The sequence below is a fragment of the Nitrosovibrio sp. Nv6 genome (assembly GCF_900110495.1).
In the GTDB taxonomy this organism is placed as follows: domain Bacteria; phylum Pseudomonadota; class Gammaproteobacteria; order Burkholderiales; family Nitrosomonadaceae; genus Nitrosospira.
The window spans coordinates 189,521-216,132 of sequence record NZ_FODX01000002.1; the positions used below are offsets into that span (position 1 = coordinate 189,521).

General features: G+C 53.3%; 21 protein-coding genes. 20 read left to right on the top strand and 1 reads right to left on the bottom strand.

All coding sequences use genetic code 11. The features are described 5' to 3' along the window. Positions 1-157: 157 nt before the first annotated feature. From tkt to BMX66_RS07640, 11 genes are all read left to right on the top strand, one after another. Entirely contained in the window at positions 158-2,260 is a 2,103-nt protein-coding gene (tkt, locus tag BMX66_RS07585) for a transketolase (protein WP_090880402.1), read from the top strand. 95 nt (positions 2,261-2,355) lie between these two features. Next, entirely contained in the window at positions 2,356-4,026 is a 1,671-nt protein-coding gene (gene pgm, locus BMX66_RS07590; protein ID WP_090880405.1) for a phosphoglucomutase (alpha-D-glucose-1,6-bisphosphate-dependent), read from the top strand. Between the two features lie 216 nt (positions 4,027-4,242). Beyond that, the gene (gene zwf, locus BMX66_RS07595) at positions 4,243-5,637 is read left to right on the top strand and encodes a glucose-6-phosphate dehydrogenase (RefSeq protein ID WP_090880408.1); all 1,395 of its coding nucleotides are present in this window, start codon (positions 4,243-4,245) and stop codon (positions 5,635-5,637) included. Positions 5,638-6,137: 500 nt separating this feature from the next. Next, on the top strand, positions 6,138-6,974 hold the full coding sequence (locus BMX66_RS07600; RefSeq protein WP_090880413.1) for a carbonic anhydrase: 837 nt from the start codon (positions 6,138-6,140) through the stop codon (positions 6,972-6,974). A gap of 584 nt (positions 6,975-7,558) precedes the next feature. Next, positions 7,559-8,569 carry a carbonic anhydrase family protein gene (locus tag BMX66_RS07605; RefSeq protein ID WP_090880416.1) on the top strand — a complete coding sequence of 337 codons (1,011 nt, stop codon included), beginning with the start codon at positions 7,559-7,561 and terminating at the stop codon, positions 8,567-8,569. A gap of 158 nt (positions 8,570-8,727) precedes the next feature. Then, the gene (locus tag BMX66_RS07610) at positions 8,728-9,084 is read left to right on the top strand and encodes a hypothetical protein (RefSeq protein ID WP_090880420.1); all 357 of its coding nucleotides are present in this window, start codon (positions 8,728-8,730) and stop codon (positions 9,082-9,084) included. After that, positions 9,044-9,559, top strand: coding sequence for a hypothetical protein (locus BMX66_RS07615; protein WP_143058217.1), 516 nt, complete (start codon positions 9,044-9,046; stop codon positions 9,557-9,559). The genes BMX66_RS07610 and BMX66_RS07615 overlap by 41 nt, the downstream gene beginning before the upstream one ends. A gap of 631 nt (positions 9,560-10,190) precedes the next feature. Continuing rightward, a complete protein-coding gene (locus BMX66_RS07620; RefSeq protein WP_090880426.1) occupies positions 10,191-11,819 on the top strand; it encodes a hypothetical protein in 1,629 nt (542 codons plus the stop codon). A gap of 584 nt (positions 11,820-12,403) precedes the next feature. Then, positions 12,404-13,936 carry a 2-isopropylmalate synthase gene (locus BMX66_RS07630; RefSeq protein WP_090880433.1) on the top strand — a complete coding sequence of 511 codons (1,533 nt, stop codon included), beginning with the start codon at positions 12,404-12,406 and terminating at the stop codon, positions 13,934-13,936. A gap of 116 nt (positions 13,937-14,052) precedes the next feature. Then, entirely contained in the window at positions 14,053-15,282 is a 1,230-nt protein-coding gene (locus BMX66_RS07635; RefSeq protein ID WP_090880436.1) for a YihY family inner membrane protein, read from the top strand. A gap of 28 nt (positions 15,283-15,310) precedes the next feature. After that, positions 15,311-15,817, top strand: coding sequence for a TlpA family protein disulfide reductase (locus BMX66_RS07640; protein ID WP_255398875.1), 507 nt, complete (start codon positions 15,311-15,313; stop codon positions 15,815-15,817). Positions 15,818-15,926: 109 nt separating this feature from the next. Here BMX66_RS07640 and BMX66_RS07645 read toward each other — a convergent pair whose 3' ends face one another. Beyond that, a complete protein-coding gene (locus BMX66_RS07645; protein WP_090881065.1) occupies positions 15,927-17,654 on the bottom strand; it encodes a proline--tRNA ligase in 1,728 nt (575 codons plus the stop codon). A 174-nt stretch (positions 17,655-17,828) separates the two neighbouring features. On the opposite strand from BMX66_RS07645, the gene BMX66_RS07650 reads away from it, so the two are divergent. The 9 genes from BMX66_RS07650 (at position 17,829) to BMX66_RS07690 (ending at position 26,531) form a co-directional block, all read left to right on the top strand. Further along, positions 17,829-18,392, top strand: a complete 564-nt coding sequence (locus BMX66_RS07650; protein WP_090881068.1) for an RNA pyrophosphohydrolase — start codon at positions 17,829-17,831, stop codon at positions 18,390-18,392. A 270-nt stretch (positions 18,393-18,662) separates the two neighbouring features. Then, positions 18,663-19,655, top strand: a complete 993-nt coding sequence (locus BMX66_RS07655; RefSeq protein ID WP_090880439.1) for a cytochrome-c peroxidase — start codon at positions 18,663-18,665, stop codon at positions 19,653-19,655. 327 nt (positions 19,656-19,982) lie between these two features. Next, the gene (gene hfq, locus BMX66_RS07660; RefSeq protein ID WP_025040529.1) at positions 19,983-20,228 is read left to right on the top strand and encodes an RNA chaperone Hfq; all 246 of its coding nucleotides are present in this window, start codon (positions 19,983-19,985) and stop codon (positions 20,226-20,228) included. Next, positions 20,221-21,396 (top strand): GTPase HflX, encoded by a 1,176-nt coding sequence (gene hflX, locus BMX66_RS07665; protein WP_090880442.1) that lies wholly within the window; start codon positions 20,221-20,223, stop codon positions 21,394-21,396. Before hfq ends, hflX begins: the two co-directional genes overlap by 8 nt. 127 nt (positions 21,397-21,523) lie before the next feature. Then, on the top strand, positions 21,524-22,717 hold the full coding sequence (hflK, locus tag BMX66_RS07670; protein WP_090881071.1) for an FtsH protease activity modulator HflK: 1,194 nt from the start codon (positions 21,524-21,526) through the stop codon (positions 22,715-22,717). Beyond that, positions 22,718-23,596 carry a protease modulator HflC gene (gene hflC / locus BMX66_RS07675; protein WP_090880446.1) on the top strand — a complete coding sequence of 293 codons (879 nt, stop codon included), beginning with the start codon at positions 22,718-22,720 and terminating at the stop codon, positions 23,594-23,596. Positions 23,597-23,789: 193 nt separating this feature from the next. After that, positions 23,790-23,975 carry a DUF2065 domain-containing protein gene (locus BMX66_RS07680; protein WP_090880449.1) on the top strand — a complete coding sequence of 62 codons (186 nt, stop codon included), beginning with the start codon at positions 23,790-23,792 and terminating at the stop codon, positions 23,973-23,975. Positions 23,976-24,018: 43 nt separating this feature from the next. Continuing rightward, positions 24,019-25,182 (top strand): ATP phosphoribosyltransferase regulatory subunit, encoded by a 1,164-nt coding sequence (locus BMX66_RS07685; protein WP_090880452.1) that lies wholly within the window; start codon positions 24,019-24,021, stop codon positions 25,180-25,182. 41 nt (positions 25,183-25,223) lie between these two features. Continuing rightward, a complete protein-coding gene (locus BMX66_RS07690; protein WP_090880455.1) occupies positions 25,224-26,531 on the top strand; it encodes an adenylosuccinate synthase in 1,308 nt (435 codons plus the stop codon). Positions 26,532-26,612: the final 81 nt, after the last annotated feature.

The following is a 26,612-nucleotide window of genomic DNA, read 5'->3' on the forward strand; positions in this document are numbered from 1 at the left end:
TGTAATATCGGAAGGGCGGCACTTCGTTAACAATGGTGAATGGTACGGCAGAGGCGAGTCTGCATGCGGCTCAATGCTGGTCGAGGAGGTCAACATTTTCAAGTAGGCAACAATTTTCTCACGCAAGCGCTGCGGCTTGCTCTACCGGAATAATCCCATGACCGAACAGATGGAACGCGATCAGATCTGTATCAATACGCTTCGCAGCCTATCCATGGATGCAGTGGAAAAAGCGCATTCTGGTCATCCTGGCACGCCGATGGGTTCAGCGCCGACGGTATACTGTCTCTGGCAACGTTTCCTGCGCTATGATCCAGACAACCCCGAATGGCTGAACCGCGACCGTTTCGTCCTTTCGGCAGGTCACGCCTCAGCATTGCTCTACAGTCTCCTTTATCTGACTGGTGTCAAGGCAGCGAGTCCAAGCTACGAGAAGGCGGACCGGCTGGCGGTGACGCTCGATGACCTCAAAACCTTTCGGCAGGCGGGCAGCCGCTGCACTGGCCATCCGGAATATGGCTGGACGTCGGGTGTAGAAACCACTACAGGTCCGCTCGGACAGGGTGCTGCTGTCAGCGTCGGGATGGCGATCGCCGCCCGCTGGCTGGGCGCGACTTATAACCGGCCCGATTTTGAGCTGTTTGAACATAATGTCTACGCCTTATGCAGTGACGGCGATATGATGGAAGGAATCAGCAGCGAAGCGGCATCGCTGGCCGGACACCTCAAACTCTCCAATCTGTGCTGGATTTATGACGCCAACCGCATCACCATTGAAGGGTCAACCGATCTCGCTTTCACGGAAGATGTCGCCGCCCGGTTTGTCAGTTATGGATGGAATGTCGCAAGAGTTGGCGACGCGAACAATCTGGCCCAACTAACGAGCGCTTATGAGGCGTTTCTCGCCACGCAGGATCGCCCGACGTTAATTATCGTGCGTAGCCATATCGGTTACGGAGCACCCAGCAAGCACGACACGAGAGAAGCGCACGGCGAACCGTTGGGTCCCGAAGAGGTCCGGCTGGCAAAAGAATTCTTCGGCTGCGACCCTGACAAGCAATTTCACGAGCCCGACGGTGTCCGGGAACATTTTAAAGCCCAGCTTGGTGAGCGCGGCGCAACCGCGCATACAGCCTGGAAAAAATTGTTTGCCGCGTACGGTACACGATATCCGGAGTTGGCCGAACAAATCGGCTGCATGGAGCGACGCGGCCTTCCGGCTGGCTGGGATAGCGCATTACCAACATTCCCGGCGGATACGAAGGGTATGGCGACGCGCGAGTCGTCGGGCAAGGTATTGAACGCCATTGCCGGAAAAATGCATTGGCTGCTGGGCGGCGCCGCGGATCTTGCGCCTTCGACAAAAACGGAACTAAAGGGTGCGCTTTATGGCGATTTTCAGGCGCCCGGACAAATTGAAAACCTGAATGGAGATTACCGCGGGCGCAATTTCCATTTCGGCTTGCGCGAACACGCGATGTGTGGCATTGCCAACGGAATGAGCCTATCGAAACTGCGCCCTTATGCTGCGAGTTTTCTCATCTTTACCGACTACTGCCGCGCAGCGCTGAGGCTGAGCGCCATGATGGAAATTCCCGTGATTTACATCTGGACCCATGATTCCATCAGTCTCGGAGAGGACGGGCCCACGCACCAGCCAATTGCACATCTTGCTTCTCTGCGCGCGAGCCCGGGCATCGTTGTCCTGCGGCCAGCGGATGCGAATGAAGTCGTTGAGGCATGGCGGCTCATCATGCAGTTCACCGACCGTCCGGTTTGCCTGATACTGACGCGGCAGTCCGTACCCACGCTGGATCGCTCTGTGTATGCGCCTGCGAGCGGCCTCTCGCGTGGCGCCTATGTGCTGGCCGATGCGCAGGATCACAATCCTGACGTACTGCTTCTGGCTACTGGAAGCGAAGTCTCACTCTGTGTCGCTGCCTATGAACAGCTAAAGTCGGAAGGAATCAAGGCTCGTGTAATCAGCATGCCATCGTGGGAAGTGTTCGAAGACCAGAGTCAGGAATATCGTGACAGCGTTCTGCCCCCCGGGATTCTGGCGCGCGTCGCAGTTGAAGAGGCATCCCCTTTCGGTTGGGAACGCTATACCGGCTTTGGGGGCCGCATCCTCGGCGTAAATAGCTTTGGCCTGTCAGCTCCGGCAAAGATCGTCGCACAGTGCTTCGGATTCGAACCGTCGCACGTCGTTACCGCAGCCAAGGATCAAATTGCACGTCACGCTTCGAACGCTTCGAGTTAGCGAATCAGGTTTAGGCGTTGAAGACTCTATTTGTGCGTTCCTGCTTCGTTTGCCGTCCGGTAGAGGTAAGGTAGCATGGTCACGGAGAAGATCATATGAAAATCAGTCCGTTTGCAGGGAAGCCAGCCCAACCGGCAATGCTGGCGAATGTGCCCCGGCTTGTCACTGCTTATTACGCCCAGATTCCCGATTGTTCGGTGCCCGCGCAAAGAGTCGCATTCGGTACCTCAGGGCACCGTGGTTCAGCGCTTGAAGGAAGCTTCAATGAATGGCACGTTCTGGCGATCACCCAGGCTATTTGTCAATATCGCAAACAGCAGGACATCGATGGGCCGTTATACCTGGGCATTGACACCCACGCACTTTCCGAACCGGCATATGCCAGCGCACTCGAAGTGCTGGCCGCAAACGGGGTCGATGTCATGCTGGCGAACAATGGAGAATACACTCCCACTCCCGCGATATCCCACGCCATACTGACTTACAATCGCGGCCGCACCAAGGGGCTTTCGGATGGCGTAGTCATTACGCCTTCTCACAATCCTCCCGAGAGCGGCGGTTTTAAATACAATCCGCCCCACGGCGGACCAGCGGGCATTGAAGCCACTGCCTCGATCGAAGCCATGTCCAATGCATTCCTGGAAAAGAATCTTTCAGGCGTAAGAAGAATGCGTTTCGAAAATGCGTTACGCGCCTCGACAACGCACCAGCATGACTTTCTCAACACTTACGTCGGCGATCTTCGCAGCGTGATCGATATGGATGCTATCCGCGGCGCCAACATCCGCATGGGAGTTGATCCCCTTGGAGGAGCCGGAGTGCACTACTGGGACGCCATTGCCGAGCATTACGGGCTAAACCTGGTCGTGGTCAACAAGGCAGTCGATCCTGCCTTCCGCTTCATGACTGTCGACTGGGACGGCAGGATTCGCATGGATCCCTCCTCATCCTATGCCATGCAAGGGTTGATCGAACTGAAAAATCGATTCGACATTGCCTTCGCCTGCGATACCGATCATGACCGGCACGGGATCGTAACCCGAAGCGCGGGCCTGCTCCCCGCGGATCATTATCTTTCCGTTGCTGCTCACTACCTCTTTCAACATCGTCCAAAGTGGACCGAAAAGGTCGCGGTGGGCAAAACAGTGGTGAGTAGCCGGATGATCGATCGGGTGACCGCCAGGCTCGGCCGAAAACTCTATGAAGTGCCGGTCGGCTTCAAGTGGTTCGTAAACGGCCTGTGCGATGGCTCGCTCGGCCTTTGTGGAGAAGAAAGTGCTGGCGCCTCTTTCCTCCGCCTCGACGGCACAGCCTGGACCACGGATAAGGATGGAATCGCTCCCGCATTGCTGTCCGCGGAGATCATCGCGCGCGCTGGGCGCGATCCCGGCGAGATTTACCAGGAGCTTGAGGGCGAGTTTGGAGGCTCGGTTTTTGAACGGGTGGATGCGCGAGCCACTCCAGAGCAAAAAGCCATCCTGGCCAAGCTGTCACCGCAGCAAATAGAATCCTCGAAGCTGGGCGGCGAAAAAATCCAGACCATTCTCACGCATGCACCGGGCAATGGCGCATCCATTGGCGGCATTAAGGTGATTACCGAGAATGGATGGTTCGCCGCGCGCCCGTCGGGCACCGAGGACATCTACAAAATTTATGCTGAAAGCTTTCTGGGATCAGATCACCTGCATCGCATCCTTGAGGAGGCGCAAACAATAGTCGGTGATGCGCTTACCGCCGCGCAGGATAGTGAACCCGCACAAGTATAATCAGTGAGAATGGTTTGGGTTCCCCTGATTTTCGTGTCTGATCACGGACAGGGGCAATTTCATATTGTCGATGCGACGAAATTCTGGCTGGCCTTTTGCATACGTATCTGCATACGTAGTGCGCATCGCTGACAACTGAATTCAGTTGAATCGATACCGTTGGCGCTGTTTAAACGGCAAACGATTTGGCGTCATTACAAAAGGGAGGATGCTGATATGCGCAAGATCAACAATGATGCGGCGCCATCCGATGCGCTGGTGCTGTTCGGCGTGACGGGTGACCTGGCCTATAAGAAGATTTTCCCGGCACTATACGCCATGGTAAAGAAAGAGGCTCTCAATGTGCCGTTGGTCGGCGTCGCCTCCACACCATGGAGCATCGAGCAACTTCGTGACAGGGTTACCCAGGCCGTAAGCAAGTCGGGAAAAGTCGATGATGAAAACGCGCTTAGCCATCTTCTTTCCCTGTTTCGATATGTTCGCGGCGATTACAATAATCTGGACACATTCAAAGCACTCAAGGAGGTTCTGGAGGATGCAAAACGCCCTGCTTATTACCTTGCCATTCCACCTTTTCTTTTTGGAAATGTCATAAGGGGGCTCGGCGCCATGGATTTGGCAAGCAATGCACGTGTCATTGTTGAGAAGCCGTTCGGACGTGACCTCGCCTCAGCACGTGAGCTTAACCGGATCGCACAGTCTGTATTTCCGGAGGAATCGATTTTCCGTATCGACCACTTCCTCGGGAAGGAGGCGATCATGAATATTTTATATTTCCGGTTCGCCAATTCGCTTCTTGAACCGATCTGGAACCGAAACTATGTGGCCAGCGTTCAAATCACGCTGGCGGAGGATTTTGGCATAGAGGGACGCGGTGGATTTTACGAATCCGCAGGCTGTCTTCGTGACGTAGTTCAGAACCACCTTCTGCAGGTCGTCGCACTGCTTGCGATGGAACCGCCTGCCTACAAGGGACTAGGCTCCGTTCAAAGCGAGAAAGTCAATATTCTCCAGGCCATGCGTCCCTTGGCGCCGGCTGACCTGGTGCGTGGGCAGTATGTGGGCTACCGCGAGGAGGAAGGTGTGGCGAAAGACTCAGATGTCGAGACATTCTGCGCTCTGCGCCTTTTTATTGACTCCTGGCGTTGGGAAGGGGTGCCGTGGTATTTACGCTCGGGCAAATCTCTCGCCAGGACAGCCGCGGAAGTTATTGTCCAGTTAAAACCGCCGCCGCAACGACTTTTTGACGACTCGCCCGAAGAAGCTTGCCGCGCCAACTATTTGCGCTTCCGGCTTTCTCCGGTCTCAGCCGTTGCTATCGCAGCCCGCGTCAAGCGGGCGGGAAAAGAGTTTGTCGGTGTCCAGCGCGAACTCTGCCTGGTCGAAGAACACTTCGGACGCGAATCGCCCTATGAGCGCCTTTTACATGACGCCATGGTTGGAGATGGAACGCTCTTCACGCGAAAAGATGCGATCGAAGCCTCTTGGGCGGCCCTGGATCCTGTCCTCAAGACATATCCCCCCGCCCTACCTTATGAAAGGGGCAGTTGGGGACCTCCCGCAGCGGATTCCCTGATCGGGCCGGATGGCTGCTGGCACAATCCGGAATAGAGAATCCGCCACTCTCGTAACAACTCCTCTCGCAACAACCCCTCGTGTAAACATTGGTGCCGTTGCCTGGATGCAAGGGTCACAAGACCTCGTGCTGGCACTACCCCTGCTGCTTCAGCGGCGGCGGGTGAAAAAGATTTGGAAAGTACCCCACTTCATTGCGTAGAAAAGCCCCAGTAGCAATGTCACTTGGTCTCTGCTGATGAAGGGGCTGCCATTCGGCCCTTCCCGAGCCTCCCTCGTCTCTATCAACTCCATCGCGCTTCGGCCATCACTGCGACACGGAGTCACCGTGCATGATATCTGGGCCCGGAGAATCGGCTCTGATACACAATAGCTTGTAGGCGGCTTTACCGGCGATGCAGTGGTCGACTTCACTCCATACCCCGCAGGGTTGACAAATTCTTGACATTTAGAGGACAGCTTTTTCACACGGCGCATGTTATTTTTCAACACATCGCTATCTAAAACATTTGTCATAACCTTGTGAGGTCTCTTATATGAAAGCATCATTATCGGGATTATTGCAGCGAAGCCTGTTCATTTCAGCCCTTTTCCTGTTTGGCTTACCCGCTGCGCATGCGGACACGATGGAGTCTCAAAGCCCCATCGACATTCGCTCGGACAATACCTATTTCGGAACGTTGCCGGCACTGCAATTTGCTCTGAGCACCGACACTCCGCTAACGGTAATCAATAACGGCTCGCCCGGCGTCGAAAAAACAGCCGTCAGAGCCAATGTCAATGCTGGTGCGGGATCGCTGACGCTTTCCGGGCATGAGTGGGATTTGGCTCAGTTCCATTTCCATACGCCCTCGGAGCATTTACTGAATGGTAAAGCGAGCCCGATGGAAATGCACCTGGTATTCAGCGATGTTGCCGACAATCTCCTTGTGGTCAGCCGATGGGTCAAGGAAGGCAGCTTTAACAGCGCGCTTGGCCCGATTTTCTCACATATACCGCAGACTACTACAGAAACACTTCATGTCGATCACTTCGACCTGAACACCCTCGTGCCAGATAACCTGCAATCTTTCCGCTACTCGGGTTCACTGACCACCCCACCGTTTTCAGAGGGCGTAAGCTGGGTCGATCTGGCCGAACCGCTGTATATGTCGGAGGAGCAAATTAATGCGTTCAGTTCGCTTTTTCCCGAAGGGGACGCGCGCGAGATTCAGGATCTCAATGACAGAATTATACTGACCGATGTACCTGGGTTCGTGACAGCCGTTCCCGAACCTGAGACCTATGTCATGCTGCTAGCCGGACTGGCTCTGATAGGTTTCATTTACCGTAAGCGCCAGGCGGGAAGAGATGACGTTATATTCAGTTCTTGACGAGCATTGGGTTTACCCGCGAAGCGATAGCGGGCTCCCCTAACCTTTTAAAACGCCGTTGCCGGTTCCCCACGTTCCACCCCAAGCGTGGCGCGGACTAGCTCCGAGCACGCCTGGGCTGATTCATTCTAGTTCATCGTTCAAATACTCGTCCCGGGAGTTTTCGTCGCATGGAAGAGGCCTAACAAATTCTTGACACTTACCGAACATTTTTTTCACACAACGCGTGTTATGTTTTAGACACCTCCAACAAGATCCAATGCAGGCTGCAAGCCTGACAATGGACCGCTCCCGCAATGCCCTATCCGTCGCGCAGTTGCAACTTGGCTGACACTCGGTTGGCAATTCAATTGGCAACTGAATTATGGCAAATGAGCCTCGGCATTGGACGTTCGCGGGTTGCACTCCTCGCATCGCCATTGTAGAAGCGGAAGGCTGCGGTACGATTCTTGTCGCGCGTACTGATCAGCCCTGTTTTGCCAGTTCAGCAGTTGCTGAGCTGAATAGAGGACGTATGTGAATTCCTTAAGCCATCGTAATGTAATTATCACCTTCTAAAACATTTTATTTGTGAGGCCTTTTTCATGAAAATATCATCACTCGGACTATCGCGACAAGCCCTGCTCATTTCAGCCCTTTTTCTGAGCGGATTGTCTGCTTCTAATGCAAATACCCTGGAGGAGAACCTGGAGTTAATGGAGTCGCAAAGCCCCATTGACATTCGCTCGGATAATACATACTACGGAAAACTGGCGCCGCTGAAATTCGACCTGGACTCCGACACCTCGCTGGCGGTGATCAATAACGGCTCTCCGGATCACGAAAGCACCATCAGAGCCAATGTCAACGCCGGGGCAGGATCTCTGCTACTTTCCGGCCATGAATGGAATCTCGCTCAGTTTCACTTTCATACACCTTCAGAGCACTTGATAAATAGTCGGGGAACGCCCATGGAAATGCACCTCGTATTCGCCGATTCCGCCAACGATCTCCTTGTGGTCAGCCGAGGGATCAGGCAAGGCCTTTTCAATAATAAATCGCTCGATCCCATTTTCTCGGATTTACCGCAGACTACCGACGAAACACTACACATCGATCATTTCAATTTGAACACGCTTCTGCCAGATTACCTGGGCTCTTTCCGCTATTCCGGTTCCCTCACCACCCCTCCATTTTCGGAGAACGTAAGTTGGGTCCAGTTGGCTAGCCCCCTGTATCTATCCGGAGGCCAGATTGACGCCTTCGAGTCGTTGTTCCCGGAAGGCAACTCGCGTGAAGTTCAGGAGCTCAATGGACGAATTGTGCTTACTGACGTGCCGGGATTCGTTGACCACAGTGGGGAATCGGGAACAAGTATCCTGAATCCAATCCTGGATCCAATCCTGGGTCCGCTGATTCCTCATAGCGATGCGCTCAAGGTTGGGGCGCTTGACAACGGAGATATTTCACTCACCGAACCGGCATTTGCGGCGGCTGTTCCGGAACCCGAAACTTATGCCATGCTGCTAGCGGGGCTGATCCTGATAGGCTTTGCCGGAATCCGTCAAAACAAGCGGCGCGTGGTCAACCCGGATTTTTCGGGTTCTGCCGCATAAAGACTAAGGAGTGAAATTGTGTATCAGCTACGGACGGATTCAATTCCGATATTGCAATTTCGGCCGGCAATGGGATTTCGGTCAGCATCTCGACTCGGGGACGTTGCTCCAGCAGAATAGCGTAAAGGCTATTTCATTGGATTGAGGAAGAACACGTAATGACGCATGATTTCACTCTGAGAAACTTTACGGCCACATCTGTTTTTCTTGTCAACGTCATCATTTTTGGCATTGCAGGCGTATGCCATGCACAGACCGCCGCGCAGGAACAAGGTCAGGCAGCGGTGCCTGGACAGACGGGTCAGCCGGGTTCAGCAACAGTACCGGCCTCGTCCGGACAGGATGGTTCTCCAACGGGTTGGTCCGCAGGAAAACGGTCTGGCTGGTGCCCCCAGTCTATTGCAGACCAGGAGGATTTTCTTTGCCAGGTCATAAGAGTCCTGACGGGTCCCGACTCGTCCGGACCCAACCGGGATGTGGACGACAATATTTCGGCGGGGGGCGCTGGAGGCTGATTTTCAGTCCGGTAATGACTATTTTTCGCCATTCGGAGTGTTTGGACTACGACTTATCGTGAGCCACGTTTCCGTTATGAAAGGCGGCATCGCCCGATCCTGGATACTTGCCTGCACGATATTTTTCGGGATAGCAGCCGCCTCCCCCGTACAGGGCGACAATGCCGGAAAGGATACCGGCTCGATGCCGGCGCGCCCCGGTTCTGCTGCAGGAGCCCAACCCGGGCAAGGAAACGATACGGCAGGTCAAAAAGCGACGGCGCCCGAAGATGGCAGCTCTTCCCCAAGCCAGGGTGCCCCTGATCAAACTGGCTCATCATCCGCAAGCCGGGAATCGGGTACATGCAGGCAACCAATTCCTGATCAGGAAGGCTTCTTCCGCAAGGTTATCGGATTGCTATTCGCGCCCGATTCATGTGGGCCGAATCGGGATGTGGATACCAACATTTCGGCAGGAGGCGCCGGGGGCGGTTAATACATAGCCGAGATGCGCTGAGTGAAGTCGCTATTGTAGTCACCTCTCATCTTAACGCACTCACACCACCCGACACACATTGCCCGTTCGCGTTGCAATCGTCGCAGCACCTCCAAGCGGAACTGCGGCAAAATCGACATACCGGTGTTGCGGATTCCACATTGCCGTCAACCCCAACCCAATCCTCGTCGCATTCACCCTCTGACTATTGTCCGGTTTCCGAGGTGACGCGCATCGCGCGCAACCTGCTCAGAACTCCGCTACGGTAAACCTCGCCCCCTCACCCCCTCAGCCCCGTTGTCCGGATGGCAGAGCCAAGTTTACTCCCAGCAACTTTAGCCGCGGTGCGGGCCCATATTTTCCACTCAGGATGCGCACAGCTCGCTCAAGACCCTTTTGTCATAGTGGATATGCATACCGCTTCACGAATATTTCACTTTGTTTTGACATTTTCTTTATGAATTCTTCATTTTTTATAACTTTTTTTTCACATTTTATTTACATACGTCGTGCTATTTTTTCCTTGAAGGTACAAGGGATTTCCCTCTTTCTCCAAATATTCATAATAACTAATTCTAATAATTCCAGAATAGCCAAATCGCATGGATCGACCTCGAAAAACGGAGCCTTAATGAAACGTGATCTTTCTCTGATATTGTTGTCCGGTTGTTTACTTTCAACTCCTTTGTATGCCGAGGAATCTTCGTCTCCAGAGTCCGGGGACGCATCCTCGCAGTCTTATACCATCGACCTTTATGTCGATACTAAAACCAAACAGATTTACTCGGAGCCTGGAGAAGGCAGGGTACGCATGGGCTCCTTCGAAAAAGTTGCGGATAAGCCGAAAAAACCGGCAGCCAACGAACGCCGGGGCGACGCCGTTGCGTCGGGCACTGGAAAAGACGAGGGCGGCGCGCTTTTGCGCGATGTACCAAATTCTGTAGAAAAATCACAGGCAGTGGGTCCCGAAAAGCCGAAAGGGGGATTTGGCTACGCAAACTGGAAGGAAAAAGACCCGTTCAAATTCAATCTGAATCCCGACGGAAGCCAGTACGTCAAGTTTGGTTTTTTGAATCAGGCCTGGCTACGGTATGAACAGAACAACCCCGGATCGAGCGTATTAGGCGAACCTGTGGATGATACGACTGATATCAGCCTGCGCAGAACCCGCTTTGTGTTGCAGGGTCAGCTCACCGATCGAGTATATTTTTATACCCAGTACGGTATGAATAATTTCAATTTTCTGAGCCAGAATGCGGATAACAGAAAACTTCAATCCTTCTTTCATGACGCCTTTGGTGAATTACGGCTGACGCAGGGCCATCAAATGATTGTGGGGGGCGGTCTCGTCATGGCCAATGGCCTTTCCCGCTTCAGCAGCCCGAGCGTTAGCACAATCATGACCATGGATGTCCCATTGTTCGCTCAAGCCACCGCGGACCGCACCGACATATTCAACAGAAAATTAAGCCTCTATCTGAGGGGGCAGATCGGCAACCTCAATTATCGCGTTAGCGCGAGCGATAGTTTTCCCATCAACACTTCCGGGCTCGCGCCGGAACCCATCTCGTTAGCGAACGCCCAATTTGCGAGAACCGGCCACAGAAAACAATATCAGGGATTTTTCATGTGGAATTTCTGGGATAAGGAACCGATGACCAACCCTTACATGCAGGGAACCTACCTGGGCAAGAAAAGCATATTGAATCTTGAAGCGGGCTTCATCACGCAAAAAAATGCGACATGGACAGGCGCTTCGGAGGCAACTGCCGACTTTCATGACATGAATTTGTGGTCGGTAGCGGGTTACCTCGATGCGCCAGTGGACAAGGTGAAGGAAACAGCTATTTCCGCTTATCTAGGCTATTTCAATACCAATTATGGTCCAAATTATCTTCGCGCCAATGGCAACGGCGTGAATCCCACTAACGGAAGCTCCGCCGCCTTCATCGGGGGTGGCAACGCTTTTCCGATGTTCGGCACAGGCGATATCTGGTATGGACAAATAGGATATTTGATGGCGAAGCAATTACTCGGCGGAAATAACGGTCAACTGATGCCTTATTTTTCTTTTACGAGCGCAAATTTCGATCGCCTGCGTGATCAGATGAACGTATTCAGCGCTGGCGTGAATTGGCTGATAAAAGGGCACAACAGCAAGGTTACCTTCGATTTTCAAAACAGACCAGTGTTCAATTCCGGCGGATTCAAGGTTTCGAATAGAAATCAGTTTGTACTGCAGTATCAGATCGCTTTCTGATAATAATCGTATTCAATTCTCTTATCGGCCCAGGCTGGCCAAGCGATTCGGCCAACCTGGACTGATCCATTTCTCTTCCTGATAGATGTGTCTCCTGGCCTGCCGGGAAAATGCACTTTTTTCCCCGTTATTTAGCTCGCGTATTTTACCCAGGCTCTTATTCTTTATATCTGCACGTCCTTTCATGCAGGTGATTTAATTCTATCTGCCCGCGGCGGTGAACAAACGTCAACCGGGAAAACTGATAACTGATGCTGGCTATCCGCAGGACGAGTCAAGCCGTTATCCATGCGTGTATGCATGGAAATCTTTTCAGGAAGCGTTCGTGATGAGGTTTGCCCGTTTGGTTTCAATATAGCATCCAATATCGCTATTGCAAGGATTCAGGAAACCCTTTATATTTCCGACATGAAGCAAATAAACTGCCTTCCACTCCGCTTTCTGCATCGCCCGCGGCTTCTCGCAAGACCGCTGCTGCGCTTCGCGCGCTAAACTACCACAATCCCCTCAAGTTTGTCCCCAACGGAATCTGTTCCTGGATTCTGTACTACAGTTCGATTATCCTTTCGGAAACGGAGAAACCATTGAAAGATCATTTGATTATTTTTGACACCACCTTGCGTGATGGTGAGCAAAGTCCCGGCGCATCAATGACCAGGGAGGAGAAAGTACGCATCGCCCGCCAACTGGAGCGCATGCGGGTGGATGTTATCGAAGCCGGCTTTCCGGCCGCGTCCAACGGCGACTTCGAAGCGGTGAAAGCGGTGGCCGATACAATCAAGGACAGCATTGTGTGTGGCCTTGCGCGCGCGACGGAAGCCGATATCAGGCGCGCTGGCGAAGCTTTGCGAGGAGCAGGTTCCGCACGTATTCACACTTTTATTGCCACTTCACCCATTCACATGGAGAAGAAATTGCGCATGTCCGCAGATCAGGTGGTGGAACAGGCGGTAAAAGCCGTGCAATGGGCACGCCAGTATACAGACGATGTGGAATTTTCACCGGAAGATGCGGGCCGCTCCGACATCACGTTCCTCTGCCGAGTGCTGGAGGCTGTCATTAATGCCGGCGCTACAACCCTGAATATTCCTGACACTGTTGGCTATACGATGCCCGAACAATTTGGAAATCTCATTCAGACGCTGCGCAATCGCGTGCCTAATTCGGACAAGGCCGTGTTTTCAGTGCATTGCCATAACGATCTGGGGTTGGCCGTCGCTAATTCGTTGTCAGCGGTGATGCACGGAGCGCGCCAGGTGGAATGTACCGTAAACGGACTGGGAGAGCGAGCAGGTAATGCCGCGCTGGAGGAAATCGTCATGGCGGTGCGCACTCGTCAGGATTTCTTCCCCTGTGATACGCGGATAGACGCCGTTCATATCGTACCAGCGAGCAAACTCGTGTCCGGTATTACCGGTTTTCCGGTACAGCCGAACAAGGCTATTGTCGGCGCCAACGCGTTCGCTCATGAATCAGGTATACACCAGGACGGAGTGCTCAAGCACCGCGAGACGTACGAAATCATGCGTGCCGAGGATGTCGGCTGGGGCGCAAACAAGTTATTACTCGGCAAGCACTCCGGACGCAATGCCTTTCGCAGCCGTCTCGCGGAACTCGGCATCGAATTGAAATCAGAAGAAGTGCTTAACGCGACATTCATGCGGTTCAAGGAATTGGCGGACAAGAAGCATGACATCTTCGACGAAGATCTGCATGCGCTGGTTTCGGATGACGCCATGACCTTGTACGAACACTACAAGCTTCTGTCATTGACGGCTCATAGCGAAACCGGCGAAACACCGCATGCTTCCATAGTAATAGGCGAAGAAGGCAAGGAATCTCGCGCCGAGTCAGACGGCAGCGGACCGGTAGACGCCACTTTTCGCGCCATTGAGAAGATATTGGGCAGCGGCGCTGAATTGCAATTGTTTTCGGTTAACGCCATCACAAGTGGTACCGATTCGCAAGGTGAGGTTACGGTCCGATTGCAAAAATCGGGACGCATTGTCAATGGCAGCGGCGCGGATACCGACATCGTGGTAGCCTCTGCAAAAGCGTATCTCAGTGCGCTCAACAAGCTGCACAGCAAGTTGGAACGGGCGCATCCGCAGGTTTAGGAATCGTTTCAGGGTCCGGGACACGCTTGTCGAGCAGATAGCGAAAGTCGTCCTGTTTGAAAGCACGGGGGTGCGTTGAGTTTTTTTATCGATCCTGTCAACTGGTCTCACAGCGCATGAAATTCTCGCGACCGCTGGATTTCATGCGCTATGTCTTTGTCCGCTTCTTTCAGCATAATTGCACCGGTGTTGCCGCCAGCCTTACCTTTACCACGCTGCTTTCACTGGTGCCATTAATTACAATCGGATTATCTGTGGTGGCGGCGTTTCCTGCATTTACCGAATATTCAACCCAGATAAAACTGTTTATTCTGAATACAATGGTGCCGGAAGCGGCGAACAAGGTCATTGCGGTATACATGCAGCAGTTTGCTGAAAACGCGGTGAAACTCACCGCCATCGGCACGGCTTTTCTGGGCGTGACCGCACTTGCGCTGATGTTGACTATCGACAAGGCGCTGAATGCCATTTGGCTCGTTTCCCGGCTGCGCCCGCTCTTGCATCGCCTGTTGATATACTGGGCAGTCCTGACCATCGGTCCGCTTTTGATTGGCGCGAGCCTCTCGCTCACTTCCTGGCTGATCGGCGTGTCAATGGGCGTGACCCGGGACATTCCAGGGATTGATATCGCGCTCCTGCGACTGGCGCCGCTATTCCTGACAAGCATTGCCTTTTCGATTCCATATCTTATCGTGCCTAATCGACCGGTCTCATGGCGTCATGCAATTGCCGGCGGCGTGACCGCAGCGGTAGGATTTGAGATAATGAAGCAGGGATTCGCGGTTTATATTACTCGATTTCCCACCTATCAGGCGGTATACGGCACATTTGCCGCTATTCCCATTTTCCTGATGTGGATTTATCTCTCATGGCTGATGGTGTTGCTGGGTGCCGTGATTGCCGCTTCACTTTCGAGCTGGCGTTTCAGAGAGTGGCGGCGCGACCCGACAGCGCGGGGAAAGCAGTTTCTTGATGCATTGCGTTTATTGCAAGTGCTGGGAGAAGCGTTGAGGTCGGGCAAGGTTGAAACCTATTCCAGCCTGCAGCAGCGGCTCACGCTGAGTCTGGAAGAGCTGGAGCCGATACTGGAGCTTATGACCCAGACCAACCTTGTTCGGCAGGTGAAGGCTGGAGGATGGGTTCTGATACTTGATCCCGATAAAATCCTGGTTGCCGATATTTACCGCCTGTTTACATTCCGGCCCGAGACAGCGCGCGCCGCCGCAGCGGACGACGAAAAGCTGGAGCGCCTGCTGGACAATATTACTGCCGGCATGGATGAGAAAATGAATGTGCCACTGTCGCAACTCCTTGCGTCACCGCAGCCACCCGATGCCCTGGCATAGAATGCACGTAAGGAGTTGTTTGAAAAATATGATGCGGTACGGTTTCCCCATTTTGTTATGCCTATTGTTGTCGCTGTCATCCGGTGCGCATGCCATAGGCTTTACTTTTACGGATCATACGGGAAAGAAACTTACCCTGTCCGATTACAAGGGCAAGTGGGTGCTGATAAATTTCTGGGCCACCTGGTGTCCACCTTGCCTGAAGGAAATTCCCGACCTGGTATCGCTTTATGAGAGTCGAAAGGACGTAATGGTGATTGGCGTAGCAATGGATTACCGCGACCCGAAAACCGTGCTGAAATACGTTAACAAGTTGTCTATCACCTATCCCATTGTTTTTGGCGACAGGAAGATCGCTGCGCAAATCGGCCCGGTATCAATGCTGCCCACAACATATTTGTTCGACCCTGCTGGCAAACCGGCGGTTTATAAGGTGGGAATAATTTCTCGTGAGAGTCTGGAGGAATTCATGCGGGAAAATCCAGTAAAACCGGAGAACAAACCTTCCGGCAAGAGTCAACGAAAAGACCGGTAAACTCCCGCGATAGCAGCTTCTTTCATTACCTCATCGCTGCGGGCATACTGGTGGAAGATTACAATTGAGCCGATACGAAGCGAGTGTGAGGAGTAACAACGTCATCACATCATCCTCCAGCTATGCCTTCGGATATTTTTCCTCTTATAAAATCAGGAATATTTCGGGGTAGGAAAGGCACCATCTGCGATTGTTCGTCCCTCCGTCCGCGATACTCGATTTTTCCTTCCTTCAGGCTTCGATCGCCGATAACAATACGATGAGGAATGCCGATCAGTTCCATGTCGGCAAACATGACACCCGGCCGATCGTCACGGTCATCAAGCAGAACTTCGATACCGGCGTCCACCAGTTCCGCATAAAGCCTCTCCGCTTCGGTCCTGACCTGTGCATTTTTCTTCAGTCCGATAGGAATGATAACGACCTGGAACGGCGCCATTGCCGTGGGGAAAATAATACCCCGCTCGTCATGGTTCTGCTCGATAGCTGCTGCCACGATGCGTGACACGCCGATGCCGTAGCACCCCATTTCCATCGGCCGGGTCTGACCGGCTTCATCGAGATAGGTGGCTTTCATCGCCTCCGAATACTTGGTGCGCAACTGGAAAATATGCCCCACCTCTATGCCTCGGCAAATATCCAGCTTTCCCCGGCCGTCCGGCGATGGATCGCCGGGAACCACATCACGGACATCGAAAATATGATCCGGTTCTTTCACATCGCGGCTAAAATTGACGTTGACAAGGTGGTAATCCTCTTCATTCGCGCCACAAACGAAATCGCTCATTACCGCTACGGTGCGGTCGGCAATAACGGGAAGAGACAAGCCGACGGGCCCGATATACCCTGGAGGACACCCGGTTTTCGCGCGTATTTCTTCTTCGTTCGCTAACCGGAAATCCGGAAGGAAAGGAATCTTTCGGACCTTTGTTTCATTGAGATGGTGATCCCCTCGTAGCAGCAACAGGTACATTTCGCCATTTGCCATTACCGCAAGGGTTTTCACGGTTTGCTCGATCGGAATACCCAGGGCCGCGGCAACCGCTTCGCAGGTCCTTGTGGCTATTGTTTCGACTTTCCGCATTGGATCGCCCGCCTTCTTGCGCCCCCCCCCCGGTTGGAGTGATTCGGCCATTTCAACGTTGGCCGCGTAATTCGAATCCGGGCAGAAAGCGATGGCGTCTTCGCCTGAATCCGCCAGGACATGAAACTCATGCGAACCGCTGCCTCCCATCGGTCCCGTATCCGCAGCCACTGCGCGAAATCTCAATCCCAGGCGGGTGAATACCCGATCATAGGCGCCGTGCATTGCCCAATAGGTTTTCTCCAGGCTATCCTGGCCGGCGTGGAATGAATAAGCATCTTTCATCACGAATTCGCGGGCGCGCATGACGCCGAAGCGCGGCCGAATTTCGTCGCGGAACTTGGTTTGAATCTGGTAAAAGGTTAACGGCAATTGACGATAACTTTTAATCTCCCGCCGCGCTATGTCGGTGATGACCTCCTCGTGCGTCGGACCAAAGCAGAAATCGCGCTGATGCCTATCCCTGATTTTTAACATCTGCGGACCGAATACGTCCCAGCGTCCGGTTTCCCGCCATAATTCGGCGGGCTGAACAGCGGGCATCAGGAGCTCCGCTGCACCGCATGCGTTCATTTCCTCTCGCACAACACTCTCTACCTTCCGCAAGATTTTCAAGCCCAGCGGCATCCACGTATAAAGTCCGCTTCCGAGACGCTTGATGAGACCTGCGCGCAACATCAGCTTGTGGCTTATCAATTCCGCTTCAGCGGGGGCTTCCTTGAGAGTGGAAATAAAAAAACCTGATACGCGCATGGGCTGTCCACTGTGACAATCGATTCGTAATTCTACTCTGAAACGGCAGTGCATTTTTATCCGCACTGCATGTACTGCCTTACCTGCCGTTTTATTAAACTCTGACAGCTTTCAATCTGGGATAAAATGTGGAAAAATCTAATCCTATTGTGATGGATCAAACGGGTGAATCACATGATCGACCGTAATGGATATCGCTCAAACGTCGGTATCGTTCTACTCAATTCGAAAAACGAAGTATTCTGGGGCAAACGCATCAAGCAGGATTCCTGGCAATTTCCACAAGGCGGCATCAAGCCGGGCGAGAGCCCGGAACAGGCGATGTACCGGGAATTAACGGAAGAAGTCGGTTTACATCCCTGGCATGTCGAGATTATCGGCCGGACGCGTCACTGGCTGCGTTATGAGGTGCCGGATCAATGGATAAGGCGCGACTGGCGAGGAAATTACAAAGGGCAAAAACAGATATGGTATCTGCTGCGTCTGGTTGGACGTGATTGTGACGTATCCCTGCGCGCAAGTGTTCGTCCTGAATTCGACGCCTGGCGGTGGAACCAGTACTGGGTGGAACTGGAGTCGGTGGTCGAGTTCAAACGCCAGGTTTATCGGCAAGCTCTGACAGAATTGGCGCGCTTGCTCAATCGTCCCATCCCTCCTTTTGGCAGCAATGGCTATGGTCGCCCCAGCCATGGCGCCAGGGGACAGATTGCAGTGGCTCCCGCCAAACACGATGAATAGATGGGCGAATGGGAACTTTAAATACGGAAATGAATTTACCCGGTTATGAGGACTCAATATCACCTCCGAAGATCCTTCCCCACCGGGATTGGCTGCTTGTCCTTCCGCCGCGCAAGCCCGCGGCTTTTCCGACAATAGGTCCGTTATGTCGCAATATATGAACTCATGTTTTTGTTCTCGTCCTCAGTCAGCAGTCAAGCTTGCCCATCGCTTCAAATTTTAGGCGTAATCGGCTGCGCCACTACAGCCGCGTTTTTTAGGAGATTACCGATGATAATGCGGGCGTTGATCATATCGCTGCTATCTGTTGGCACCATTGCCGCCTCACCTGCCATTGCCGCCGAGCCCATCCAGCCGATTGAGGCGGCGAAGCCAAAGAATGAAAACATGGTGGAACTGGGCAAGATGCTTTTTTTTGATCCACGTTTATCTAAATCGGGATTCATCTCCTGTAACTCCTGCCACAATCTCAGCATGGGTGGGTCGGATAACCTGCCATCGTCCATTGGCCACAAGTGGCACCAGGGCCCTATCAATTCGCCAACGGTATTGAATTCCAGCATGAATCTGGCCCAGTTCTGGGATGGCCGCGCCAAGGATCTGAAAGATCAGGCGGGCGGACCTATCGCGAACCCAGGGGAGATGGCGTTCAGCCATGAATTGGCGGTAGGCGTTCTTCAGTCCATTCCGCAGTACCGGGCTCGCTTCAAGGAGGTATTTGGCTCCGATAAAATCGATATCGGAATGGTAACCGACGCGATTGCCGCTTTTGAAGAAACACTGGTTACGCCGGGTTCGCGTTTTGATAAATGGCTCAAGGGTGACAAGACAGCGATAAACCAAACCGAGCTCGAGGGGTATAAGCTATTCAAGGAGACTGGCTGCACCGGCTGTCACAACGGCGCCGCGGTTGGCGGTGCTTCATTCCAGAAGATGGGCGTACTGGAGCCTTTCGAGACTCAGAGCAAGGCCGAAGGGCGGTTTGCGGTAACCGGCAAGGAGGAAGACCGCATGTTTTTCAAGGTACCCACCCTGCGAAATGTGGAGCTGACATACCCCTATTTCCACGATGGCTCTGCTGCAACTTTAGCGGACGCGGTGAACACCATGGGCCGGATACAGTTAGGGCGGAATTTCACCAAGGACGAAAATGCCAAAATCGTAGCGTTCCTGAAGACGCTGACGGGAAAACAGCCTGAACTCACCCTACCTATTTTGCCGCCCTCAACGAAGGATACGCCCAGACCCCATCCGTTTGACTGATCGGATAAAAGCGGTCCTGTTCTTCGTCGAGTTAACTCACAGGAATGTTTAAATTTGCCCAGGCTGCTCCGAAGCCTGGGCTATTCAAGCCGTGTCATTTCAGCAGCGCCTGAATTCGGGCATAACAGTCTGGGGAGGCAATTCCAGTACTTGTCTTATCCTCTGCCGATCCAATTTTCTCAGGGATTGGGGACAAGCGATTATCGTGCCTTGCTCCGGTCATTTGCAGGGATTTTGAACTCCGCTCGCTTCCCATTCAGAAATATGGATTTACTCTTGAAAATCAAGTAGAGTTACTTCTTGAATAATTAAAATACGGAGTCATCAATGAGCGCTAAAGGGCAATTGTTACAAGACCCGTTTCTAAATACATTGCGGAAGGAACATATTCCAGTGTCGATTTATCTGGTAAACGGAATCAAGCTGCAAGGACATATCGATTCATTTGATCAGTATGTGGTATTGCTGAAAAATACCGTCACGCAGATGGTATACAAGCACGCGATTTCTACCGTTGTCCCCGCGAGGGCCGTCAACATACCCTTTGAGGCGCCCGCTATACCTGATGCCTGACCGACCCTCCGGGAATACAATTAACGCTAACGGCGGTGTTGATTCCGCTGTACTCGTCAGCCTCGATCTGGGGCGCAGCGATTCAGCTGAAAATCTGGAGGAATTGCGACGGCTGGCGGCAAGCGATCAGCTTGCGATTTCGGCGGTTGTCGAAGGCAAACGCTCCAGGCCGGATCCCGCGACCTTCGCGGGCAGCGGCAAAGTCGATGAAATTACCTCGGCATTGGAACAAACCGGCGCATCCCTGGTTATTTTCAACCATGACCTTTCTCCTGCCCAGCAACGTAACCTGGAGCAGCGCGTCGGACATCGTGTAATAGACCGCACCAGCCTGATTCTGGATATTTTTGCACAGCGCGCCAAAAGCCATGAAGGAAAGCTGCAGGTCGAACTTGCTCAACTTGAGCATCTCGCCACACGTCTGGTACGCGGGTGGAGTCATCTGGAGCGCCAAAAAGGCGGCATCGGTTTGCGTGGTCCCGGCGAAACGCAGCTGGAAACAGACCGGCGCCTGCTTGGGAAACGCGTTAAGCTACTTAAGGAAAAGCTTACGAAATTCGAGCGTCAACGTACACTGCAGCGCCGCTCCAGAAAACGGGCTCAGGTGATGTCCGTTTCCATTGTCGGCTATACGAATGCGGGCAAATCGACCCTTTTTAACAGTCTGACCCGTGCGCAGGCCTATGTTGCCGATCAATTATTCGCCACCCTGGACGCCACGAGCCGCAAGCTGTTTATCCCCGATTTCGGTCCGCTCGTGCTTTCCGACACAGTGGGATTCATCCGGGATCTGCCACATACGCTAGTCGCCGCATTCCGCGCAACGCTGGAGGAAACGGTACAGGCCGATTTACTGCTCCATGTGGTGGACGCGAGCAGTCCTGCCCGTTCCGAGCAGATCGATGAAGTAAACAGGGTCCTTAAGGAGATCGGTGCTGACTCCGTTCGGCAAATACTGGTGCTCAACAAGGTAGACCTGATCAATTTATCCCCCGGGGGCACGGGTTATCGGCGTGACGAGTATGGTAGAATCGAACAGATTCGATTGAGCGCAAAAACCGGCGAAGGGCTGGAGTTTATCAAGTTGGCGCTGGCGGAAGCAATTGAAGACCGGGCTTTGCAAGGGTGTGAGGATCAGCGCGAAGCCCGAACCGTAATGAATGAATAGCCCGTTCAGTTATTTACTATATCAGGTAGATAACGCGGTCTATTTTTTCTCCGGCAGGCTGAAATTCAGGATTTTCACCATACCGTTTAATGGTTTTATCGACATTAAGCAGAAAATAGGAATCATCATGGGATTAAATGATCCTCAGTGGGGAAGAAAAAAAGGCAATTCCGGTCCACCTGATCTGGATCAACTGTGGCGCAATTTCAACAAGAAGCTCAATAACCTTTTAAAGCGCAAGGGCGGCGGCAACGGATCGAGCGGCGGCGAGGGGCCTGGCGGCGGTCAACCCAAGCGATATAGCGGGGGTATAGGGTTGCTTATCGGGCTGCTCGTGGTGCTTTGGGTAGCCAGTGGATTCTACATCGTGAACGAAGGCCAGCGAGGCCTGGTGCTGCGCTTCGGAAAATATGTCGAAAGCACCCAGGCCGGCTTGCGCTGGCATCTGCCATATCCGATCGAGGTAGTGGAAGCCGTTAACGTGAGCCAGGTACGGACGGTGGAGATCGGTTATCGGAACAATGTGAGAAGCAAGGTATTGAAGGAATCGCTGATGTTGACCGATGACGAGAATATCATCGACATTCAGTTTGCCGTGCAGTACATCCTGAAGAACCCCGAGGAATTCCTGTTCAACAACCGCGAACCGGAAAACGCGGTGCTACAGGCGGCGGAAACCGCCATACGGGAAATTATCGGTAAAAGCAAAATGGATTTCGTGCTCTACGAGGGGCGCGAACAAGTGGCGGCGAAAGCGACCGACCTGATGCAACAGATTCTCGATCGTTACAAGATAGGGATCGCGATCAGCAAAGTAACCATGCAGAATGCACAACCACCGGAGCAGGTGCAGGCGGCCTTCGACGACGCGGTCAAAGCCGGCCAGGATAGGGAACGGCAGAAAAATGAGGGCCAGGCCTACGCCAACGATGTGATTCCGAAGGCCAAGGGTAACGCCGCGCGTCTGCTGGAAGAGGCCGACGGATACAAACAACGGGTGATTGCAAGTTCCGAGGGTGAAGCGAGCCGCTTTAAACAGGTTCTCGTCGAATACAACAAGGCGCCCGCCGTCACCCGTGACCGGCTTTATCTGGACACGATGGAGCAGGTGCTTTCAAGCACCAGCAAGGTTATCGTGGATCAGAAAAACGGCAACAACCTGCTCTATCTGCCCCTGGATAAATTGATACAAACAAGTGGACCTTCGTCTCCTGCTGCATCGCCATCGGAGGCGCCGGCTGCCGCTGCGCAAGAGGCTGTGCCTGACAGCGCCGCTCGAACTCGAGAGGCATTTCGCGGCCGTGAACGGGAGACAAGATAAGTGAAAAACTATACCGCGTTGCTCTTGGGTGCGCTTGTCGCCCTGTTTCTTCTGGCAACTTCTTCACTGTATATCGTGGATCAGCGTCAGCAGGCAATCTTGTTCCAACTGGGTGAGGTAGTAGATGTAAAAACGGAGCCCGGCCTGTATTTCAAGATTCCCCTGGCGCAGAACGTGCGCTATTTTGACTCGCGTATCCTGACCATGGATACAGCCGAGCCGGAGCGTTTCATCACTTCGGAAAAAAAGAACGTACTGGTGGATCTGTTCGTGAAATGGCGAATTATTGACGTCAAGCAATATTATGTCAGTGTACGCGGCGACGAAATGCTCGCGCAGACGCGGTTGTCTCAAACCGTGAATTCCAGCCTGCGTGACGAATTCGGTAATCGGACGGTGCACGACGTGGTTTCCGGCGAGCGCGACATGATAATGGAAATCATGCGCCAGAAAGCTGATGCCGATGCGCGCAAGATTGGCGTGGAAGTTGTGGACGTCCGACTGAAGCGCGTGGATTTGCCGCAGGAAGTGAGTGAATCGGTCTACCGCCGGATGGAAGCGGAGCGGAAACGGGTGGCCAATGAATTGCGCTCTACCGGCGCGGCGGAGTCCGAAAAGATCCGGGCCGATGCCGATCGCCAACGCGAGGTCATCCTGGCGGAAGCTTATCGGAGAGCCCAGGAGGTGAAAGGTGAGGGAGATGCCAAGGCCTCCGCAATTTACGCCAACGCTTTTCAGCCCAACCCGGAATTCTATGCTTTCTATCGCAGTCTTGAAGCCTATAAGCAGAGCTTCAAAAACAAGGGCGATATGATGGTCCTTGAGCCTAATTCTGAATTCTTCAAGTATCTGAAGAACTCGGGCCGAAGCGCGAAATAATAGTCCATTTTTTATCAGCCGCCGGAGAACAGGACCTTGCGAATTCTGAATCGCCGGTCGCCACGGAGTCATAACAGACCATCTAAAACATATGAGCCGCGTCCTTTTGCCCTGCTCTATTTCCTTCCTGTTCCCCGTCGGTAATGAGCTCGTGCAGAACTGTAGATGATAGAGTCTACTGAGGCATGACGGCATGTGGGATACTTTATTAATGGCGTTTGCCCTGATGCTGGTATTGGAAGGGCTTCTTCCGTTCCTGATACCCGGCGTTTGGCGCGAAACCTTCAGGAAGCTGACCGAAGCGGGTGACAACCAGATACGCTTTATCGGTCTTACCTCCATGCTGGCGGGACTTCTGCTACTTTACCTTGTGAAATAGATCTGCGCGTTCGCGCTTCTCTTCAGAGCACTGGAACGTAAACATGCGTGCGTGGGTTCTTCCCGAATATATTGAGGATATCCTGCCTGCCGAGGCATTTCGCATTGAGATGATGCGCCGGCGTGTGATGGATTGGCTATTCGTACACGGCTACGAATTGGTGGGCCCCCCTTTACTGGAATATGTGGAATCGTTACTCAAGGGCAGTGGCGGCGATACCAATTTGCGCATGTTCAAAGTAGTGGATCAGCTGAGCGGACGAATGATGGGACTACGTGCCGATATGACGCCACAGGTTGCGCGTATCGATGCCCACTTGTTGAACCGCAAGGGTATTACCCGCCTTTGTTATGCAGGTACTGTGCTGCATACGGTGCCGTCGGGCTTGACCCGGACCCGGGAGCCTCTCCAGGTGGGAGCCGAGCTTTACGGCCACAACGGCCTGGAAAGCGATCTGGAAGTTCAGCGGCTTATGCTGCAATGCCTGGCGATTGCCGGTATAGGTAAAATTCACCTTGATCTCGGCCACGTTGCCGTATTTCGGGGCCTGGTCAGAGGCGCGGGGATTCCAGCCGAGCTTGAAACAGAATTATTTGGTGTGCTGCAGGCCAAGGATAAGTCCGCGTTGGAAAAGCTTTGCACCCGCCTGGATGTGGATACGCGAGCGCGGCAGGCGCTATTGCTGTTACCAGAACTGTATGGCGACAAACAAATACTGACATCGGCGCGCAAATCCCTTCCGGATTATCCGGAGATAGTCACAGCGCTGGATGAATTGGAAATGGTGGGAACGGAGTTGAGTCCGCTGGTGGATACTCTCGCGTTTGACCTGGCTGATCTACGCGGCTATCACTATCACAGCGGCATGGTGTTCGCGGCATATACGTGCAACAGCCCAAATGCAATTGCACTGGGTGGACGCTATGACGAGGTGGGCAAGGCATTTGGAAGAGCGCGACCGGCTACCGGCTTTAGCATGGATTTACGGGAGCTGTCGGGATTGGTGCAACCCCAGCCCTATCCAAAAGGAATTTCGGCGCCTTATGTGAAGGGTGACGAAACGCTTGAAAAAAGAATCGAACAGCTTCGTGATGAAGGTCAGACAGTAGTGGTTGAATTGCCGGGGCACGAGGATGACCAGGGTATTTTCAACTGTGACAGGAAATTGATACTGGAAGGCGGCGTTTGGTCAGTAGTAAAGGTTTAACTCGAATATCAGATGCAGCATGCAAAAAGAGATTGGCAGACATGACAAAAAACGTGGTCGTCATTGGGACCCAGTGGGGCGACGAAGGCAAGGGCAAGATAGTGGATTGGCTTACGGATCACGCACAAGGCGTGGTTCGCTTCCAGGGCGGTCATAATGCGGGACATACGCTGGTCATCGGTGGCAAGCAAACCGTACTTCACCTGATTCCTTCCGGAATCTTGCGCGAGAACGTTGCGTGCTATATAGGCAATGGCGTAGTCGTGTCACCCCAGGCGTTGCTGGATGAGGTCGACATGCTGGAGAAAGCAGGAATCGACGTGCAGGGGCGGCTTCGCATCAGTGAAGCCTGCCCTCTCATCCTGCCCTGCCACGCCGCGCTCGACGCCGCCCGGGAAACAGCCAGGGGGTTGGGCAAAATTGGCACGACAGGACGAGGCATTGGGCCGGCGTATGAGGACAAGGTGGCGCGACGCGCGGTCCGGTTGCAGGATTTGTTTCACCGTGACCGCTTTGCCGCCAAGCTGGGCGAAATGCTGGATTATCATAATTTCGTACTGAAAAATTATTTCAATGCGCCAGTGGTGGATTTTCAGCAAACCGTGGACGATACGCTATCCCTGGCGGAGCGTATCAGACCCATGATGGCGGATGTGCCGCGGCTTTTGTTCGAAGCCAACCGGTCCGGCAGCAACCTGTTATTTGAGGGGGCACAGGGCACATTGCTTGATATTGACCATGGCACTTACCCCTTTGTTACGTCGAGCAACTGCATTGCGGGTGCGGCGACAACGGGAAGCGGGATTGGTCCGCAAATGCTGCACTATGTTTTGGGCATCACCAAGGCTTATACAACGCGGGTTGGAGCCGGGCCCTTTCCTACTGAACTGGTTGACGACGTCGGCAGGCATCTTGCAAAGCGGGGCAACGAGTTTGGGGCAACCACCGGTCGCCCGCGCCGCTGCGGCTGGTTTGACGCCGCCGCGTTAAAGCGCTCCATTCAGATCAACGGCGTTTCAGGGCTGTGCGTCACCAAACTTGACGTATTGGACGGTGTCGAAACGCTGCGTGTGGGGGTTGGTTACAAATTGATCGGAAATGGTGAAAGCGAAAATTTCAGGGAGATCCTGCCCGTGGGCGCAGAGGAACTCGCCTGCTGCGAGCCGGTGTATGAAGAAATGCCCGGATGGACCGACAGCACGGTAGGAATCAGGAATTTCAGGCAACTCCCCGCAGCAGCACGAAAATACCTGAAGCGCATGGAAGAGGTGTGCGAGGCGCCGATAGATATGATATCAACCGGGCCGGACCGGGAAGAAACGATTGTATTGCGGCATCCCTTCGAGTAGCCCTTTTTAATGCCCCGGTTTCGAGGTACTTGCAATTTGCATAAACCTACAACCTTCGGGACTCATGGTTAATCGGGCATT

What these genes read in the sequence shown, in the direction of transcription:
- tkt (WP_090880402.1), top strand. Translation starts at nt 158, where the DNA reads ATGACCGAACAGATGGAACGCGATCAGATCTGTATCAATACGCTTCGC.
- pgm (WP_090880405.1), top strand. Translation starts at nt 2,356, where the DNA reads ATGAAAATCAGTCCGTTTGCAGGGAAGCCAGCCCAACCGGCAATGCTG.
- zwf (WP_090880408.1), top strand. Translation starts at nt 4,243, where the DNA reads ATGCGCAAGATCAACAATGATGCGGCGCCATCCGATGCGCTGGTGCTG.
- BMX66_RS07600 (WP_090880413.1), top strand. Translation starts at nt 6,138, where the DNA reads ATGAAAGCATCATTATCGGGATTATTGCAGCGAAGCCTGTTCATTTCA.
- BMX66_RS07605 (WP_090880416.1), top strand. Translation starts at nt 7,559, where the DNA reads ATGAAAATATCATCACTCGGACTATCGCGACAAGCCCTGCTCATTTCA.
- BMX66_RS07610 (WP_090880420.1), top strand. Translation starts at nt 8,728, where the DNA reads ATGACGCATGATTTCACTCTGAGAAACTTTACGGCCACATCTGTTTTT.
- BMX66_RS07615 (WP_143058217.1), top strand. Translation starts at nt 9,044, where the DNA reads ATGTGGACGACAATATTTCGGCGGGGGGCGCTGGAGGCTGATTTTCAG.
- BMX66_RS07620 (WP_090880426.1), top strand. Translation starts at nt 10,191, where the DNA reads ATGAAACGTGATCTTTCTCTGATATTGTTGTCCGGTTGTTTACTTTCA.
- BMX66_RS07635 (WP_090880436.1), top strand. Translation starts at nt 14,053, where the DNA reads ATGAAATTCTCGCGACCGCTGGATTTCATGCGCTATGTCTTTGTCCGC.
- BMX66_RS07640 (WP_255398875.1), top strand. Translation starts at nt 15,311, where the DNA reads ATGATGCGGTACGGTTTCCCCATTTTGTTATGCCTATTGTTGTCGCTG.
- BMX66_RS07645 (WP_090881065.1), bottom strand. Translation starts at nt 17,654, where the DNA reads ATGCGCGTATCAGGTTTTTTTATTTCCACTCTCAAGGAAGCCCCCGCT.
- BMX66_RS07650 (WP_090881068.1), top strand. Translation starts at nt 17,829, where the DNA reads ATGATCGACCGTAATGGATATCGCTCAAACGTCGGTATCGTTCTACTC.
- BMX66_RS07655 (WP_090880439.1), top strand. Translation starts at nt 18,663, where the DNA reads ATGATAATGCGGGCGTTGATCATATCGCTGCTATCTGTTGGCACCATT.
- hfq (WP_025040529.1), top strand. Translation starts at nt 19,983, where the DNA reads ATGAGCGCTAAAGGGCAATTGTTACAAGACCCGTTTCTAAATACATTG.
- hflX (WP_090880442.1), top strand. Translation starts at nt 20,221, where the DNA reads ATGCCTGACCGACCCTCCGGGAATACAATTAACGCTAACGGCGGTGTT.
- hflK (WP_090881071.1), top strand. Translation starts at nt 21,524, where the DNA reads ATGGGATTAAATGATCCTCAGTGGGGAAGAAAAAAAGGCAATTCCGGT.
- BMX66_RS07680 (WP_090880449.1), top strand. Translation starts at nt 23,790, where the DNA reads ATGTGGGATACTTTATTAATGGCGTTTGCCCTGATGCTGGTATTGGAA.
- BMX66_RS07685 (WP_090880452.1), top strand. Translation starts at nt 24,019, where the DNA reads ATGCGTGCGTGGGTTCTTCCCGAATATATTGAGGATATCCTGCCTGCC.
- BMX66_RS07690 (WP_090880455.1), top strand. Translation starts at nt 25,224, where the DNA reads ATGACAAAAAACGTGGTCGTCATTGGGACCCAGTGGGGCGACGAAGGC.